17 protein-coding genes are annotated in these 18,400 nt (G+C 41.3%); 2 read left to right on the plus strand and 15 right to left on the minus strand.

Features of this window, described 5'->3' with window-relative positions; genetic code table 11:
- Positions 1–44: 44 nt before the first annotated feature.
- The 3 genes from K7399_RS16220 to K7399_RS08875 all read right to left on the minus strand — a co-directional run bounded on the left by K7399_RS16220 (position 45) and on the right by K7399_RS08875 (position 2,092).
- Positions 45–866 (minus strand): sigma 54-interacting transcriptional regulator, encoded by an 822-nt coding sequence (locus K7399_RS16220; protein WP_028977407.1) that lies wholly within the window; start codon positions 864–866, stop codon positions 45–47.
- A gap of 342 nt (positions 867–1,208) precedes the next feature.
- Entirely contained in the window at positions 1,209–1,298 is a 90-nt protein-coding gene (locus tag K7399_RS16295) for a zinc ribbon domain-containing protein (RefSeq protein ID WP_201770050.1), read from the minus strand.
- A 653-nt stretch (positions 1,299–1,951) separates the two neighbouring features.
- Positions 1,952–2,092, minus strand: coding sequence for a helix-turn-helix domain-containing protein (locus tag K7399_RS08875; RefSeq protein ID WP_201770049.1), 141 nt, complete (start codon positions 2,090–2,092; stop codon positions 1,952–1,954).
- Between the two features lie 103 nt (positions 2,093–2,195).
- Between K7399_RS08875 and tnpA (K7399_RS08880) the strand changes: the two genes are divergently transcribed.
- On the plus strand, positions 2,196–2,633 hold the full coding sequence (gene tnpA, locus K7399_RS08880; protein WP_028977405.1) for an IS200/IS605 family transposase: 438 nt from the start codon (positions 2,196–2,198) through the stop codon (positions 2,631–2,633).
- Between the two features lie 195 nt (positions 2,634–2,828).
- Here tnpA (K7399_RS08880) and tnpA (K7399_RS08885) read toward each other — a convergent pair whose 3' ends face one another.
- Both tnpA (K7399_RS08885) and K7399_RS16165 read right to left on the minus strand, forming a co-directional pair.
- Positions 2,829–3,128, minus strand: a complete 300-nt coding sequence (gene tnpA, locus K7399_RS08885; RefSeq protein ID WP_241557106.1) for an IS200/IS605 family transposase — start codon at positions 3,126–3,128, stop codon at positions 2,829–2,831.
- A complete protein-coding gene (locus K7399_RS16165) occupies positions 3,034–3,261 on the minus strand; it encodes a transposase (RefSeq protein ID WP_241557107.1) in 228 nt (75 codons plus the stop codon). The genes tnpA (K7399_RS08885) and K7399_RS16165 overlap by 95 nt, the downstream gene beginning before the upstream one ends.
- 392 nt (positions 3,262–3,653) lie before the next feature.
- Between K7399_RS16165 and K7399_RS08890 the strand changes: the two genes are divergently transcribed.
- Positions 3,654–4,757, plus strand: a complete 1,104-nt coding sequence (locus K7399_RS08890; protein WP_028977404.1) for an ABC transporter ATP-binding protein — start codon at positions 3,654–3,656, stop codon at positions 4,755–4,757.
- A gap of 82 nt (positions 4,758–4,839) precedes the next feature.
- Here K7399_RS08890 and K7399_RS08895 read toward each other — a convergent pair whose 3' ends face one another.
- The 10 genes from K7399_RS08895 to K7399_RS08940 all read right to left on the minus strand — a co-directional run bounded on the left by K7399_RS08895 (position 4,840) and on the right by K7399_RS08940 (position 18,369).
- Entirely contained in the window at positions 4,840–5,700 is an 861-nt protein-coding gene (locus K7399_RS08895) for a helix-turn-helix domain-containing protein (protein ID WP_223362595.1), read from the minus strand.
- Positions 5,701–6,026: 326 nt separating this feature from the next.
- Entirely contained in the window at positions 6,027–6,686 is a 660-nt protein-coding gene (gene pgmB / locus K7399_RS08900; protein WP_037563573.1) for a beta-phosphoglucomutase, read from the minus strand.
- Positions 6,667–8,985 (minus strand): glycoside hydrolase family 65 protein, encoded by a 2,319-nt coding sequence (locus K7399_RS08905; protein ID WP_051577972.1) that lies wholly within the window; start codon positions 8,983–8,985, stop codon positions 6,667–6,669. The genes pgmB and K7399_RS08905 overlap by 20 nt, the downstream gene beginning before the upstream one ends.
- The gene (locus tag K7399_RS08910) at positions 8,982–9,863 is read right to left on the minus strand and encodes a DUF1189 domain-containing protein (protein ID WP_128166911.1); all 882 of its coding nucleotides are present in this window, start codon (positions 9,861–9,863) and stop codon (positions 8,982–8,984) included. Before K7399_RS08910 ends, K7399_RS08905 begins: the two co-directional genes overlap by 4 nt.
- 59 nt (positions 9,864–9,922) lie before the next feature.
- Entirely contained in the window at positions 9,923–10,774 is an 852-nt protein-coding gene (locus K7399_RS08915; RefSeq protein WP_028977400.1) for a sugar ABC transporter permease, read from the minus strand.
- Between the two features lies 1 nt (position 10,775).
- Positions 10,776–12,083: a carbohydrate ABC transporter permease gene (locus K7399_RS08920; protein WP_028977399.1), complete on the minus strand. Its 1,308-nt coding sequence runs from the start codon at positions 12,081–12,083 to the stop codon at positions 10,776–10,778.
- A 29-nt stretch (positions 12,084–12,112) separates the two neighbouring features.
- Positions 12,113–13,375, minus strand: a complete 1,263-nt coding sequence (locus K7399_RS08925) for an extracellular solute-binding protein (RefSeq protein WP_028977398.1) — start codon at positions 13,373–13,375, stop codon at positions 12,113–12,115.
- Positions 13,376–13,468: 93 nt separating this feature from the next.
- Positions 13,469–15,262 (minus strand): glycoside hydrolase family 13 protein, encoded by a 1,794-nt coding sequence (locus K7399_RS08930; RefSeq protein WP_028977397.1) that lies wholly within the window; start codon positions 15,260–15,262, stop codon positions 13,469–13,471.
- A 12-nt stretch (positions 15,263–15,274) separates the two neighbouring features.
- A complete protein-coding gene (locus K7399_RS08935) occupies positions 15,275–16,960 on the minus strand; it encodes a glycoside hydrolase family 13 protein (protein WP_028977396.1) in 1,686 nt (561 codons plus the stop codon).
- 455 nt (positions 16,961–17,415) lie between these two features.
- The gene (locus K7399_RS08940; RefSeq protein ID WP_028977395.1) at positions 17,416–18,369 is read right to left on the minus strand and encodes a LacI family DNA-binding transcriptional regulator; all 954 of its coding nucleotides are present in this window, start codon (positions 18,367–18,369) and stop codon (positions 17,416–17,418) included.
- Positions 18,370–18,400: the final 31 nt, after the last annotated feature.

The following is an 18,400-nucleotide window of genomic DNA, read 5'->3' on the forward strand; positions in this document are numbered from 1 at the left end:
TATCTCCTTGTGGGGAAAGCGTTTTGGCCAGTTAGCAAATTAGGCTATGAATAATTCAGGAATAATGAGCTTTTCGGGTCTTCAGTCGTTGCATAGACAAGTCTAACGTCCGCATGGTGAACCTTGGCAGTTTCGCCTAAACGGCTGTATGTTCCATGATCCATAAAATAAAAAATCATTTCTTGCCCCTCAGGCGGCAGACGATGCACTTCATCAAGAAAAAGCATTCCGCCGTCTGCTTCCTGAATCAGGCCGTCTTTATCCACGTTGGCACCGGTAAAAGCTCCCTTGACGTAGCCAAACAGATGCGACATCAATAACTGCGGATTGTGTGCGTAATCCGCACAATTAAATGTGGTAAATCCCTTTTGGGAGATGATCTCTTTATCCAAAGCAAAACGGTACATTTTATGAGCAAAATAAGTCTTACCGGATCCTGTCGGTCCAATGATCAGTGTATTCAGTCCGTGTGGTGGATAAAGTAATGCCGCTTTGGCCTGCTCAACTTGATTTTTTAGGCTGTCACGACTGCCAATCATGTTCTCAAAGACATCCGCTTCGCTCTTGTTTGCAGTCTCTTTCTTTTTAATGCTTTGATGACTTATGCGTGCATCTCCTGCAAACCCGATATTGGGCTTCTGCTGCCTCTTTATTTTATGCTTACCGACCTCATGGTCCACGAAATAGTGAACAGGTCGACCATTTGTCTTCTTTATCCGTCCCTCTCTGACAAGCAGATTTAACTCCTTGCTGACATTCGGGCGAAGTACACCGATAGCTTCGGATATTTCGTTGGTTGTAACACCATCAGCCATACTAAGTGCGCACTTTTCCAAATAGGTTAAGACTTTTTCACGCCGTGTCATGACATCCCCTCCCTTTTTCAATTATATTGTGTATCGCTAATGTAGCATAACATAGGTCAACTACGCCCGAATAAATTCAGGCACTTGTGAACGCGCACCAAACGGTGCACCAGCCAAAATTTATGTAGATACATCATTGCATCGCTGTCACAAGGACAATTATGTCTTACACGATAATGACTAACGTCTTTAGTGTCCGCAAGTTGCCGAACGGACGAGCACTATTAGAGACTTGTCAATCCTTTATGCAGGATGTTAATGGTCGCGACTATGAAAAGCATCGCATTGCGGGCACGTCCGTTCACGGTCAACCAACGTCAGCTTTTTATCACCACGCATCAGCTAACCACAATCAAAACAGATTTGAGTGGTATGATGTGGGCTTACAGCGAGAAATTGATGACCATACAGATCTGCTTTATATGTGAGCATTTGTAAAAACGACCACTACCCAACGCCACTAATCGACATCGCTAAGGCATGGTTTTGCAGCATATTCTTACTCCGTAATTCCTCTGCCACTACCAAATCGTGGCTCTTAATCAGTGCAGTGGAGAGTTGGTGCAGGAAGTTTTGCCGTTGACGGCCTACCTCTGTCGTACATGTGAGCGACCGTCAAACATTGCTTCTGATAATTCTTGACTTGACGCAGCGGACGGCGTTTTTTCTTGGCGCGCGTAACAACGCACGCCGCGTAAGCTTACGCTGGAGTTTGGCAAGCCTGCCTAATTATCCGATAATATCGTGGATTAGCGACAATGTGACCATTGCTATCCGTTAAGAAGTTGTCAGTATTCAGATCAATACCTATTTGGCTATTCGTTTGCTTGATGGGTTGCACGACTGGTGCATCAGATTCCAGCTGCATGGACAAGAAGTGGTGATCACGAGCATCTTTGTTGATCATCACCGTGCCAATACGGGTATCAGCGGTACGGTCAAGCATCCGCTTTTGCCAGGCTGTTGATACGTGGATTAAACAGCCACTGGTGCACGTTGGCTAGTTCGCGGACAGACTTAGCCCGCTTTTCTAATTGCTGAATACGGTCGGCAACAGCCTTTATGTAAAGCTTGACCTTTCGCGGTTAATATAACTCACAATTGATGCCGTTTAGTTCGTTGTAGATAAACCGGCTGGTATCAGAGTTGACCTTGATGATCTGTTTTTGCTGGTCATTGGGGTAAATACGCATCTTCAAACCATAGTGATAGAACAGTTCACTCATGTTTTCAGTTGTCTCACCTCTTCTCCATATCTTAATTATACTGCCTATAAGTATTAAAAAATAGTATCATTGGGTTATAAAATAAGAATAGAGGAAACTACATATGAGACGAAAAATAGACAAAATTGAAGGTTTCAACTATGAACGCAACTACGTTTACAACTTTCACTATCACCTGATCTGGTCAACCAAGCATCGCCATCAAGTCTTTACAACGTCGGCACGGGTAGCAGATATGAAGTTCATTCTGACTCGAATTGCCCGGCTTAACGATGTTGAAATCGAGAAGATGGAAATCATGCCTGACCATATTCATATGCTCATCAGCTTCAAGCCAAAGTATACGCCAACAAACATTGTTAAGGCATTCAAAGGCGGATCAGCACGGTTATTTTTTGAACGGTATCCGGAAATCAAGCATCAGAAATTCTGGGATGGGCATCTGTGGTCGCACAGCTATTTCATGAGTACTCTTGGCAACATGAGTAAAGATGTCGTCGAACGCTACATTGAAAATCAGTTCACAGGCAAAGATAAATAGAGATGTCTCGCTGCATCTAATCATGGCATTCATCTTCTTATTGAAATCAGGAGGTTTCTGCCTAACTTTTAACTAAACGCCCACCTGCTAAAGCATGTGGGTTCAGACATAAATGTCTGCGACTTAAAGTCGCCATTCAAGACTGAAGTCTTCTGAAAGGCCTTGTGCTCCAAGCACACTGAATTCCGACTGAACTCAGTCATCAATCTTGAACATGTCGTCCTTGACTTTATTTGATTGGTTGGCAATATAAGTACAGATGATTTCGTCTGTCACGGTGCCAACCGTTGCACAAAGATAGTCTCTGGACCATAAATGCTGGCCCAAGTATCGCTTTTTCAGTTCTGGGAATTCATCCTGTAATAACCTGGATGAAACTCCTTTCAGATACTGCATGACTTTACTCGGAACCAAACTGGGCGGACAGGAGATCAGCAAGTGAATGTGCTCTTTGCCTACGCTCCCCCTGCATAATGGTGATTTTTCTGGCGTCACAGCCTTGCCGGATCAGTTCCCGTAACCGGACAGCCACCTGGCCTCGCAACACTTTATAGCGATATTTTGTCATCCAGATCACATGATACTTGATATCAAAGATCGCGTGACCGCTTTTTTGATAACCGTCCATACTTTTCACCTCTGTAAAAGGTATGGACACGAAAAGATAAGGCTAAAAGCGGATACCGCCTAAAGGCGGTGGGTTAAGACCCTGCTTTTGGAAACTAAAATGGTTTTAGTGTCATTAGCATGTAAAACTTGAGTAGTCTTGCTACTGAGGTAGCTAAGTAGAAGACTACCGGTTAAAGATCTCAAAACGAAATGAAAATATCTATTAATTGTCAGTCTGGTACTATCGCTATCAATCCATTCGACTTGGTGATCGTTGAATCCCATCGCTAATGTCATTGAACAATGTATACAAATTGCCCAATAATCACCTTAAGAGTTCATGCAAATTGACATTTGTTTATGCAAACGTTTTCACTATAATGAAATTATCCAATAAAGGGAAGTGATAATTTGGCTGAACTATCCTTACGACATATTTATAAAATTTATGACAATAATGTTACCGCTGTCACTGATTTCAATCTTGAGATTGCTGACAAAGAATTCATTGTTTTTGTCGGTCCCTCAGGTTGTGGCAAATCAACGACACTTCGCATGGTAGCCGGACTTGAGGACATATCGAAGGGAGACCTCTTCATTGATGGCAAAAAAATGAATGACGTCACACCTAAAGATCGAGATATTGCGATGGTTTTCCAGAATTATGCACTTTATCCGCATATGACTGTGTTCGACAACATGGCATTTGGACTCAAATTACGCAAAGTACCAAAGGCAGAGATTAAGAAAAGTGTTGAGCATGCTGCAGAAATTTTGGGAATCAAAGATTATCTCGAACGAAAGCCAAAAGCTTTATCCGGAGGTCAAAGACAACGTGTTGCTTTAGGTCGTGCCTATGTCCGCAATGCAAAAGTCTTTCTAATGGATGAACCTCTTTCAAATCTAGATGCGAAATTACGTGTACAGATGCGTGCAGAAATTGGTAAACTGCATGAAGAACTCCAAGCAACCATGATTTACGTCACACATGACCAGACCGAGGCAATGACCATGGCCTCTCGCATTGTTGTCATGCGAGATGGAGTCATTCAACAAGTAGGTACACCGAAAGAAGTCTATGATAATCCTGAAAATCTGTTTGTCGGTGGTTTCATCGGTTCACCGCCGATGAACTTCTTCCATGGTCGGATTCAGGGAGATCATTTTGTAGGAGATGATGTTGACATTCTCATTCCTAAGGGAAAATTAAAAGTTCTTCATAATCATGGCGTACAGAATCAGCCCATCATTATGGGTATTCGTCCTGAGGATATTCATGACGAACCGGTATTTCTCGAATCTAATCCAGATTGTGTCATCCATGCAAACGTTGTAATTGCAGAATTAACCGGTGCTGAATTTATGCTTCATTCCAAGGTTGGCAGCCATCAATTCGTAGCTCGCGTCAACGCTCGAACACAATATCAGCCAAAAGAACAAGTTAATTTAGCCATTGATGCAAATAAAACGCATTTCTTCGATCCAGGAACAGAAAAGTCGCTTACTAAAATTTAATTTCAACAACCATAAACAATCAGATGACAAATTCAAGAGCAGTCTCATTATTGACTGCTCTTGAATTTTTTATTGCTAATAATTACAGAGAAGAGATATAGGCGATCGCTAAGCCATCCATCTTTCTCAAAGAAATACCGGTAGTCTCATCAAACTTGTCAATACGGTATTGAAGGGTATTCCGATGCATATATAAGTGTTTTGCAGCAAGGCTGATATTCCCTTGATATACCCAAATCGCATGAATGATTGCCACCCAACACTCATCCTCCTTAATAATCCGGCGAACATCATCAAGCACCAAACATTGATTGAGACTGGGTTTAAGTCGAGTGACAAGCTCCGTATCCACACTCGTCACATTTTCCCCATAATCATTAGCGATCATCTGATCAAACAAATGAAGTTCTTCATGAAAAATTTGTCTCATTTGGGGTAAAACCTGATGATGCAGTCCAATAAGGAATTTGCATTTTACAGAGAAATCGTTCTCAAGCGTATTGGCAATTGCATCTAGTTCTTCAACAGAGATTCGTTTCCCATCTTCTACAATGAATCCTTGCTGCATAGAGAGAAAAACAAAGGCCGTTTCGGCACGAAAGAAACTTTTCAGTGCCTCATACCAGGCTATATATTCTGTTCGCTCCAGAGGTGTCCTTAAATGAAAATAAATGATTCTGATCTCTCTTGAATCCTCAGAAAACGTTAATTGTCCTTCCCCTTTCACAAAGAGATCATACCAATACTGAGCATTTTGGGAAAAATGGGGAGGTATTTCTTCCATAAATAAAGTTTCAATTAATGCCCGTTCTCGATCTGTTAATTTATCTACCGGAATCGCTACGTAATAAGGTTTTTGATAAAAATAAAAGGAATCTCTATGCGGAAAAAATGGCATTCTTTGATAAACCGTTCCCGGATAATCTGCAAGTAACTGCTGCATATTCACACCTATCACTCCTCTCGCCGCTCATTTACTCAATTTAATATGACTGTAAATTAATCATAATCTCAAGAAGATAAAAGTGCGACCAAGAAAAATTGATCTACGTTTCAAGTATGCTCACCAAGATGAGTTCGCCTTTACAATGCCTATCGATCATTTCATGTAAGATCGAAAGCATAGAAAACTCATGATAAACAATTTTCCTTCACGCAAATCAATGAACATAGTTATTTAATTTTCAGTCCACCCAACCGCTGTTCATTTAGGGGCTGGTCTCTATCTCATCGTAAATCGGCCTTCGTAATGCGTAGTGAATGACATCCTTATTTCGCATTAAAGTGAGTACGAATTGCCTCAACTGTCAATTCAGTAGTCGATGCCACACGGAAATTAGCACCAACTTGCTCAGGCACACCCACACCAACAGCAAACATTCCTGCAGCACAAATCGACTCAATACCTGCTACCGAATCCTCAATACCCACACATGCTTTGGGATCTGCTCCAAGCTGAGCTGCGGCTGTTAGGAAAATTTCTGGATCAGGCTTTCCCTTTTTCAGTTTGCTTGGATCCACAACAGTATCAAAGAAAGCATCAATTTTAAGCCGTTTTAGAATAAACGGCCCATTTTTGCTGGCGGATGCCAAGGCAATTTTAATTCCTTTTACCTGTAAATCCATCAATAATTCATGAATACCCGGTAACAGTTCCTCTGGAGTAATCTTCTGGATCAACTGTCGATAATCATTATTCTTTTTTTCCGCTAACGCGTCAAGTTGATCTTGAGTCCATTGATCGATTGATTGTCCCCCATACTCGAGTATCCTTATAAGCGAATCCATTCGCGAAATTCCTTTGAGCTGTTCATTAAATTGCTCATCAATGGTAATGCCAAGAGTTTCCCCCAGATTTTTCCATGCCTGATAATGATATTTAGCCGTATCGGTGATGACTCCATCTAAATCAAAAAGTACTGCTTGCATCATCCAAAGGCTCCTTTCGATCTGGAATATGACCGACAAACTGATCATCCAGCTGAACGGGTTTCCCATAGAGCATGAGCTTCAAAGGATCTCCCGACAATAGTTCTAAGGTGACGTGTTGACTTGTGACATTCACCTTAATCAGTCGACTCCGGTAATTAATTTTGAAGGAATATGAGGTCCAACCCTTAGGAAGAAAAGGCGCAAATGTTATTTTTTCTCCAAAGGTTCGCATCCCGGCAAACCCTTGCACAATCGCAAGCCAGCTCCCGGTCATCGAGGTGATGTGCAACCCATCCCCCGTATCATTATTATAATTATCCAGATCTAATCTGGCTGTTCGCTGGTACAAGTCAAGCGCCTTTTTCTGTTTACCCAGCTCAGCAGCTAAGACTGCATGAACACATGCCGACAGGCTGGATTCATGAACGGTCAGCGGTTCATAGAAATCAAAATTCTTCTCTTTCTGCGTTCTAGTAAAACGATCATTCAAGAAATAGATTCCCTGAAGTACATCTGCTTGTTTAATGTAACATGATCTAAGAATGTGATCCCAAGACCAATGCTGATTAATCGGCCGTTGACCTTCAGGAATTGCTGAAATGGGTTTAATTTCTTTGTCAAGGAAAGTATCATGCTGGACAAAAATCCCCAAAGAATCATCTTTTGGATAATACATCCGATCGATAATATCTTTCCAATGTGCCACCTCTTCTTCTGATAAACCAAGCGTATGATATTTATCCTGGCTAATCAGTGCCAGCGATTCTATCGTATACTCAAGAGTCCAAGCAGCCATAGTATTGGTATACCAGTTGTTATTGACATTATTTTCATATTCATTAGGACCTGTGACCCCATGAATCATATATTTTTGTGTATGTTCTGAAAAATGAACCCGATCTGCCCAGAAACGGCTAATCCCTACAAGCACATCAATACCCGCTTCTTCAATATAATTCTTATCGCCCGTGTAATTCACAAAATTATAAATGGCATAGGCAATCGCACCATTTCGATGAATTTCCTCAAAAGTGATTTCCCACTCGTTATGACACTCAACACCTGTAAAGGTCACCATTGGATAGAGAGCACCCTTTAATCCTTGCTGTTGTGCGTTATGGTATGCCCCATCAAGTTGCTTGTATCGATAGAGAAGCAGTTGCTTGGTCACACTTGGATCTGCCAATGAGAGGTATATGGGGACTGCATACGCTTCTGTATCCCAATACGTAGCACCCCCATACTTCTCACCCGTAAACCCTTTAGGACCAATATTTAGGCGATCATCATCGCCATAGTAGGTCGAAAAGAGTTGGAATAGATTAAAACGAATCCCCTGTTGTGCTGCGTCATTTCCCTCAATAGAAACATCTGCGATTCTCCAACGTTCCGCCCAAGCCAGATTATGTGCTTCTTTTATTGCATCGTAACCTTGAGCGCGTGTTTCATTAAGCAGTTCTTCTGCACGATGCATCAGCAATGTCTGTTCAAAATCTCTGCTAGTCGTTACCGCTACAAACTTATCTAGGGTCGCCCGTTCTCCGGCTTTTAGATGATAGGTGTATTCATGGGCAACATACAAATTCTTTTGAAAAATAGTTTTTTCTGCCTGCTGTCCAGTTTGTACGCCCATTAATGCGCACACTGAAAATGTAGGAACGTCAAATGGATTATCAATAGTTCGAACAATCAAGCCTGAATGATCTTCATCTGATTTTCGATCTGTCTCAAGCCAAAACATTTCATCATAATTAGAATCTTCATTGCGGACATGTCCATCAAGATAAGGAACCAGTTTAACTGTTACCTGATTGGTCAGCGCCGTGACGCTGAAACGAATGGCACAAATTTCTTTTGAGACAATGCTTAGAAAACGTTCGGTCTCAATCTTTACACGTTTATTATTTTTTGAGAGGGTATAGGAACGATACAAAACCCCTTCATGCATATTCAGTTCAAGTGTAAAATCTTCAACAGAATCTTTATAAAGATCAACTTCTTCACCATCGATAAACACTTTAACGCCGATCAGATTAACGGTGTTAATCACCTTGCCAAAGTACTCTGGATAACCATTCTTCCACCAACCGACCCGTGTTTTATCTGGATACCAAACACCTGCCAGATACGTTCCTTTATGATGATCTCCTGAATAGGTTTCTTCGAAATTACCTCGCATACCCATATACCCATTGCCAATTGACGTAATACTTTCCTGCAGCCGAATATGATCTTTATTTAACTTATGGGTTGTGAGTGTCCATCCATTTATATCAAATAATCTTAAGTTGCTCATTTACTCTCATCTCCTAGTACTGTCAAATGCCGTCTGGTCACACGTCGATAATTTTGAAAATGCGTTCTCCAAAAGACAAGGGAAAGAACCAATACAAGCCCGACCGTCTGAACCATCATCAATAGTCCATAATCAAATGAAAACAAAGAAAGAAAGAGCGCTGCAAGAGAAGGCCATCCCGCAGCCGTCATAACAATGGTGCAAGATTCGCGTAATGATTGAATATCCGATATTTTTGTATATTTAGTGATCCATAGAATGACTGCGATAACACTCATCAAAATAAGATTTGAGATTAACAAAGCGGCAAAACTGATAAGGGATACAACCGCTACATAGATGGGTTTGAACTGATCCATCCACAACTCTGCAGCCAATCCCTTTACATTGTCACGATCATCTGCTAATGAGAAAGTCTTATGTTTCGGATAGCTAATCACAAATCCATACCCATTTTGATCCGTGAGAATTAATCGGTTTTTTTGAAAAATTAACGCATTCTTATAACCATTGATCGTTTGATGGTATGGATTTCCAGAAACCTTAAACATATTTTCCGGATCTGTAGCCACGATCGTTTGACGATCGAAGTTCCGTTTTGTTTCTGTCGCATGGATCAGTGTGCCCGCTTTAATCGTTCCATCCAGATCAACTGCCCGTTTAATCGATTGATCTATTCTCGGCGCGATTAATGATAAGGGCGCCTGTGTTGCTGATGAGAGATGCACAGATATTGGCATCATTAAGCATCCATTGATAAATAGGAATAAAAAGATCAATTGCCACCAGCGAAAACGTTTTCGATCATCAAAAATTCGCCTAAGACTACTCATCGACACAATATAATTAATCGGAAATCCTTTTGCTTTTGTCATCATACTCACACCTTGCACCTGTTTTATTTCAAGTTTTCCTAATTAAATCCATCAATACAACCTTAGCCTTTAGTTCCCCCAGCTGTTAACCCACTTTGGAAATTACGTTGCAGCAGGAAGAAAAGGATAACGATTGGAATTGAGATTAAGAACGACCCCGCTGCAAACATGGCAACGCGCTGATTGGTTGGATCTGCAATGAATTGTTGTAGTCCTACAGCAACGGTCATATGTTCCGGCGAGCGAAGTAAGAAGGCCGATAACAGATAATCACCAAACGGACCCATAAATGCCCACAGTGCCTGAACCGCGATCATTGGCATAGCTAAGGGCAAGTTAATTTGTAGCAGAATGCGTAAGTGACCGGCTCCATCGATACGCGCAGATTCATCTAGGTCTCGCGGAATCGTATCAAAGTATCCTTTCATCAACCACGTATTCATTGGAATGCCACCTCCAACATAGACCATGGTTAGGAACCAGTATTGGTCGAGACCATTGATTATCAGTCCCAAAACAAAATATGCCGTTAATGCAGCCATCGTTGGCACCATTTGAATCACAAGAAAAAAGATCAGCCCGTTTTTTCTTCCCTTAAAACGATAACGACTATAAGTGTAACCGGCCAGCGTGACAATGATGACTTGAATGATCATGGTTGAAATTGCAATGACCATCGTATTCTTAAACCACGTCAGATATAGGGTCTGACTAAAGAGTTGCTTGAAATTCGCCAGTGTCCAATGCATATGCGGATCCAGAGTAAATGCTGTTAGGTCACTGGAATTGAATGCTGATTGCACAGTAATCAACAACGGATAAATGATAATGATACTGAGCACGATCAGAAACAGGTAGGTACAGAATCGACTAAAAAAACGATTAATCTTGGTACTGCTAAAAAGTGCCTTCATGTCACATCATCTCCTCGTTGCTGAATGCATGCGTTTTCTTGAAGGTGAGCAGCGACACTCCAATAACAATGATCGAGATAACGATCGTCACCGCTGAAGCCAATGCATATTGAGGAGACGTCCCTGTTGTCAGCTTGTAAATCCAAGAGATCAGAATGTCGGTAGATCCTGCACCACCACCAACATCACCCGGGCCCCCTGAGTTAAACAGATAGATAATTGAAAAGTTATTAAAATTGAACGTATATTGCGTAATAAAAACAGGTGCAGTTGCAAATAGAATCATCGGTAACGTGATTTTCGTGAATTTTTGAATGACATTAGCACCATCGATATTTGCCGCTTCATAAAGATCATCTGGAATGGACTGTAAAACTCCTGTTACCATGACAAAAATGTACGGGAATCCCAGCCATGTCTGAATCATAATCAAAGCCGTCTTCGTCCAGAATGGATCCGTTTTCCAAGGAATGTCCGACACATGAACATATGGAATATAGTTAAGCAGGCTAATTACTTGTTGATTAATAGCACCAATACTATCATTGAACATATTCGAGAAACTCATAATTGTCACAAAGGCTGGAATCGCCCACGGAAGCAGGAAGATGATTCGAAAAAATTTCTTACCCACTATAAATTTCTGATTACTGATCACGGCGGTCAGTACACCCAGCGCAATCTGCCCTGTCGTAGCCAACAATGTCCAAATAATGGTCCATCCAAGTACACTTACAAATGTCGATCGATAGGCACTCAGGAAAAACATATTAACGAAATTTTGCAGGCCAACCCAGTCGATCAGTTTTGCTGGAGGAATATGATAAAAGTCATAATTGGTAAAGGCCATGAGTAAAGTTACGAGAACCGGAAAAACAATGACAAACAACATGACAAAGTAAGCAGGAATGGTGAGTAAATAGGGAAATCCATTCTCCCACATATTTTTTAGTATGGATCGAGCTGAACGATTCACATTACCAAGTGTGTTATATTGTTTTGCCACTTTTTTTGCATCATTCACATTTAGAATAAGCATCATCACAAAAATGAATGTGATAATGATTTGTAAAGTCCCTTTTACAAGTAAGAAAAGAGAATGATCCCGAATTGGAACCGTTCCCAGTGTGATAAATCCTTGAAAAGCAGGTATCCCAATAGTGACAAGTTCAATGAGAAAAATTGCTGTGGCGACGAGAAAAGCAATCCCCTTAAGCAACTGACCATTATAAATCTGTCCTATTCCAGGAATGAGGGACAACAAACCTGCCTTCCGAACACTTTTCTTTTTCATTTTTTGCACTTCCATGTTGTTCCCCTCACTTCGATCGAGCTGAATTATTTATCTTTATATTTTTGCTTAATGGTTTTGTGCAATGAAGATACTGCATCATCAAGCGTTTGCTTTGGTGTTTTTTTGCCAGAAGCAGCATTGAACATTGCTGGTTCCATTGTCGTCCATACTTCAGCAACTTCAGGAATGTTTGGCATTGGTACTGAAGAATCATACTGCTTAATGACCGCTTTAGCCAATTCATCCTTGCTACTGTTCACTTTGGCTTGTGCATCTAGATTAATCGGAATTTCATTTGCATCTGTATAGAACTTATACGCATTCGTTGCATTTGTTGCATAAGCGAGCCATTTCTTTGCAAGACTCGGATTCTTTGTGTAGGAAGAAGCAACCCAAGCCTTACCACCTGCAAATGGTTTGTATTCCTGACCATTTGGTAGTGTCGGGATTTTGGCAACGCCATAGTTAATTTTGGATTTCTTATACACAGCAGCTTGCCATGGTCCATCAATAACTGCGCCTGCTTTGCCTTTAACAAATTGGTTGGTGACAAAATTTCCTGCCGCTTTTACATCTTGCATCCCTTTTGGCCAAACTTTTTGGAACCAATGGGTTGCATAAGTCACTGCTTCGACAGAGCCTTCGTTATTCAAACCGATGTCCTTTGGATTTGTGTCATTGTTACCAAAGACATAGCCGCCATAACCCGCATAAAGTCCATATGCAAAGTAGAAATCTGTCCATTTAGCCAAGAATCCGGTATTCTTACCTGCTTCCGATTTAAAGGCAAATCGTTTGTCTTTTGCTAGCGCTTCCAAATCTTTGAAGGTTTTTGGTGCCGTTTTAACCAAATCTTTATTGTAATAAAGAACGAGTGCTTCAATGGTCAATGGCACACCATAGTATTTCTTGTCAAATTCTACTTGACGCTGTCCTTTATCACTTAGGAAGCTAAGCATGCCTTTATCGACTTCGAGCAATTGTCCTTGCTGTCCCAATCCGCCGACGCGATCATAAGGCGCTAGCATAACATCTGGAGCTTTTCCTGCAGGCCCGTCTAGGGTCAACGCGGTTAATTGATCAAGCATAGGTTTCTTAACAATTTTCACTTTGACATTATTCTCTTTTTCAAACTTTCCTTTGATACTATTCACAAATTCAGCATAGGCTGAGTTTGCCGAGTCAACTGAAACGGTCAATGTTTTTTTTGTACCATTTCCGCCACTTGATCCTGAGCTACATGCCGCCAAGCTGAACACGAGCCCCAAAACAAGAATTGCAGATACTATTTTTTTGATATGCTTCATCTTGTCTAACCTCCCTATTAATCTTACAAGATAATTATAAGTCTCAATTGAAATCGTTTTCAATAACTGATTTCGTGTTACCGATAACAGGATTTATTTTGGGTTTTCTTGGAGGAGAACAGAGAATGCTTGTGCAGGAACAGTCACAGTACGAGCTTCATAGATCTCATCTCTCCATATATCTGTACAGCTCCCCACTTCGCCCAGTTGAACCACTGCTTCATGATCTCCGTGGTTAAAAACAAAAGTCAGCGTTTGCTGTTTCAACTCTCGACGAAAGGCAACAAGCGATGGACGATCTAGATCTATCCAATGCATTTCACCTTTCGAGAGGATTTCTTGATAGTCTTTTCTTAGCCGAATCAAGTGCTTTGTGAACAGAAGCATATCACGATCCTGCTTGCCCTCATCCCAGATCATACATTTTCGGCACAACGGATCGTTAGCCCCATCCAGTCCAACCTCTGTACCATAATAGATACACGGCGACCCAGATTGTGAAAACAAGAAAGCCAGTGCTTGCTTAACTTTTTGTTTATCTCCATCAGCCAGTGTGAGGATACGTGCAGTGTCATGGCTGTCTAACAGATTGAATGCTGCTTCGTTCACATTCTGACTGTATTTCATGAAGTGTTCGTTCAGATTGCCGATCAGCTGTTTACCATCGATCTTATCCTCGAGAAAGAAATTAATAATGGATTTGGTCAAAGGATAGTTCATCACACTGTGAAATTCGTCTCCTTGTAGCCAATTCCAAGCGTTATGCCAAATTTCCCCGACAATATAAAGATCTGCTTTTTCTTTCAAGACAGCATGATGGAATTTCTTCCAAAACGCATGATCAACCTCATTGGCGACATCAAGGCGCCAGCCATCTATATCAAATTCTCGAATCCAATACGTTGCGATGTCCAGTAAATACTTTTGCACTTCTGGGTTTGCTGTATTGAGCTTCGGCATCGTCGTGGTGAAGCCAAATGCATCATATGAAAGAGTGGATAGACCATCTATGTTCCCATTTTCACCATCGCGCACCGGAAATGAATGGATATGAAACCAATCTTTATAAATCGATTGATCTTCGTTGTCGATGACGTCCTGCCACTGCTTGGACTTACTGCCAATATGATTAAACACCGCATCAAGCATAATGCGGATGCCACGTTTATGAGCCTCTTGAACAAGAGTACGGAAGAGTTCCTTATCACCAAAATGCGGATCAATTGTATAATAATCCAGAGTATCGTATTTATGATTTGTCGGCGACTTAAAGATTGGATTGAGATATATACCGCTGATTCCCAGATCCTCTAGGTAATCCAGTCGATTGATGATTCCTTGAAGATCGCCGCCAAAGAAATCATCACGATCAGGATCTTTGGATCCCCATGGTAAGACATGACTTGGCGAACGTTCTGGGTCCCCATTATCGAAACGTTCCGGGAAGATCTGATACCACACGGTTGATTTTACCCATTCAGGCGTTTGGAAAAGATCAACTTCGTGAATATAAGGGAATTTAAAGAAATTATCAGGTACTGAGTATGTGTCTTGATTATTTGCTAATAAACCACGATCACCATAGAAAATGGATGTGCCACTCGAGTCAATGAGAACAAAGGCATATTGCAATCGACGATACGGTGGTTTTACCGAAATAAACCAATAATCATGAAGATCGGTCTGTGCGACCTTTTTCATGTTCACTTGTTTGTTTATCCATTGATAGCGCTCCTCAATCTTAACATTTTCATAAGGATCACCATAGATAAGCGTGACGGACTGCACATCATCTTTCTTTGTTCGTACTTTGAGATGCATCGTCTCCCTGTCGTACGGATAAGCATAGGAACTACATGGTTGATGATAGATTGCTGATTTTTCCATCGAAACTCCTCCTCATTCCTTAAACAATACATAACATTCGTAAGGTGCCATCTGATTTGCTTGATCGCATGTTGATTTTCCATAATTATTGAGCAAGCAAGTGTATGAAGAAAGATCCGATTGATCAACTATCTGCTCCTGACTGGAAAGATTGCAGATTATCAATGCAACCGTTTTCTCCAACTGGCGTTTATAGGCATAAATATGCGGATTTTTCTCCTCTAGAATATGGCAGATTCCTTCAGCAAAGACTTGATGAGTCGCTCTCAATTTCAATAGGCGACGATAATAGTTAAGAATCGAGTGTGGATCATTTTCCTGCTCTTGAACCGTGATCTTAGGATCATCTTGATTCACCCCCATCCATGGACGTGCCACTGAGAATCCGGCAAACAGCTGCGCATTCCATTGCATTGCACCGCGTGAGGTATGCTTGGATCGTGCATGCACGCGTTGCAAGACTTCATCGTTGCTATAACCCAAATGGTGAAGAACTTCTGCCGAAGCGGTCAGCTGCGAATCATGATAATCGTCAACTGAATCTAACATTAAATTCGTCATCCCAATTTCCTCACCCTGAAAGATAAAGGGCATCCCCCAATGCAGATAGATCAGTGTTGCTAGCAACTTGGCACTTTCAAAATGATAATGAACCGGATCACCAAATCTTGAGAGCATGCGCGGCATATCATGGTTATTTAGAAATAGGGCCGGCCATCCTTCATTATAAAGATCTTCCTGCCAACGACGCATGATCTTTCGAAAAGCAGATAAATCAAAACATTCTTTCTGCCATTCTTTAGGTATTTGTGGTTCGTCGCTTAATGTAACCGTGTCCAAATGTTTGAATGAAATAACACAGTCGCATTCAAAACGATCTTGACGCGAATATTTTTTGGCAAGTGCCACATCCGCTGACGCGGCTTCGCCAACCAATAAACAATCGGGTTTTATTCGCTTCATTTCTTTGCTAAATTCGCGAATAAAATCATGAACCCTGGGTAAATTCGCATAACAGGATTCAGCAATCACCACTTTTCCCTTAGGGTCAGGATTAGGAAAATCGCGGAAGCGCCGATCTTTAGCGAGATGAATAATGGCATCGAGTCGAAAACCATCGATTCCTTTCATCAGCCAATATTTCGCCATCTTATAAAGTTCAGCCCTCACGCGAGGGTTTTCCCAATTAAGATCGGGCATCTTCTGATCAAATAAGTGAAAATAATACTGCTTTGTCAACGGTTCATATGTCCAGACACTTCCACCGAAAAAGGAAGCCCAGTTCGTCGGTGCCCTACCACCTTTTCCATCTCGCCAAATATAGAAATCTCGGTAAGGATTATCAAGACTTTTTCTTGCTTCCTGAAACCAAGGGTGCTGATCAGAGGTGTGATTCAAAACTAAGTCGAAAATCACCCTCAGCCCTCTTTTCTTTGCTTCAGCAATGAATTGTTCCATATCGACATCCGTGCCAAACTTTGGATCAATTGCAAAGTAATCGCTTACATCATAGCCGTTATCAACTTGAGGCGATTTAAAAATTGGGTTGACCCAAATAACATTAACCCCTAAAGACTGAATGTAACCCAGCTTTTCAATAATCCCTTGAAGATCACCAATACCGTCTCCATTGCTATCCTTAAAGCTTTTCGGATAGATTTGATAGACAATTGCCTGGTGCCACCATGGCTTATCCATCTTGTATCACCTCCCCCTTTTTAAAATTAGCATGTGCATTAATAGATAACAATCATCAATCACTTTGTTACCGTTAACAAAAAATACATGCCAACCTCCCTCTAACCTGCATTGTTTCACATCGTTCTGTCTGCTCGTGAAGCATAGTCACAAACAGGTGATAAAAAAGGACGATGCATCTGTCCCTTTCCGAAGCTCTTATGCTACTGAATAAAGCTCCATCGGATTAGGTCAGGCTCATCGTCACAATGATTCCTAACTGACTCGCGTTCATTATTATTGGATATTTAACAGAGAATGCTGTTCAAATCATTTTGAAGAGCATTCGTTAGGCAGATCACTTAAGGTCATCTCAGCAATTCATCATCTAAACCATTCCTCATCCCGTGCCCATGACCAAAATAAGTTTAAATTCTGATCTTTTGTATGTCCTTCACATGTGCCTCTAACGTCTCTTAATGAACCGTAGTGTTTCGAATGACCAGTTCAGGTTTATACACACAAATTCCTTGGCTTCTGCCGTCTTGATCAATTTTATCAAGTAATAACTTGGCACATGTTTTCCCCATCTCCACAATAGGCTGACGAACGGTAGTCAATTTAGGTTGCGCAATTCGATCAAGAAATACTCCATCAAAACCCGTAATCATCACCTGATCAGGAATCGCCATACCCAGCCGTTGGGCTGCATGAACGACACCAATGCCTAATCGATCAGAGGCACAAACAAAAGCAACGCGTTCAGATATTTTTTTCAACACTTTTTCTGCCTCAAATTGGGCAATATGTGAACTGTTCTTCATTAAGTTGATCTGCGGCAACAGTTTCTTCCCCTTCATGGTCTCTTCATAACCTGCAATTCGAGACAGCATAAAGGGTTCTTCAATATCAATCCCATAAAATAAAATATTCGAGCATCCTTGCGCCATGACGTGCTCCGTTGTTATTTTCATGCCTTTTTTATTGTCAACATCAACATAGTCATAGCCCTTCATGTTTTCTCCAAATAAGATGACGGGTTGCTCCAATCGTGAAATAATCGATTCGTAATCATCTTCTCGCATTCCGGTCACAATCAAGCCATCGCATCTGCATATGGTATGCGAACTACGCGTGACAAGTTGCAGAGAATAGTGACGTTGATCAAGTTCAACAGCAATTCCAGCGAGTAAATTCATATAGTAAGGTTCAGTGGTATCCATTTCTTCCAAAATCAATAATTTGATGACCTGGGTACGGTGATGAACCAGTGCTTGGGCCACATAATTAGGTACATAGTTTAGGGCTTTCATCGAGTTATAGACAAGCTGACGTAATTCAGGTGACACCTGCTCTGGATGATTGATTACTCGTGACACAGTCATCTTTGAAACCATTGCACGGCGTGCCACATCTGACAATGTTGCCATTTTTTCCCCTTCTTCCACACGTATCCTCACA

Source organism: Sporolactobacillus terrae (genome assembly GCF_019930545.1).
GTDB lineage: Bacteria > Bacillota > Bacilli > Bacillales > Sporolactobacillaceae > Sporolactobacillus > Sporolactobacillus terrae.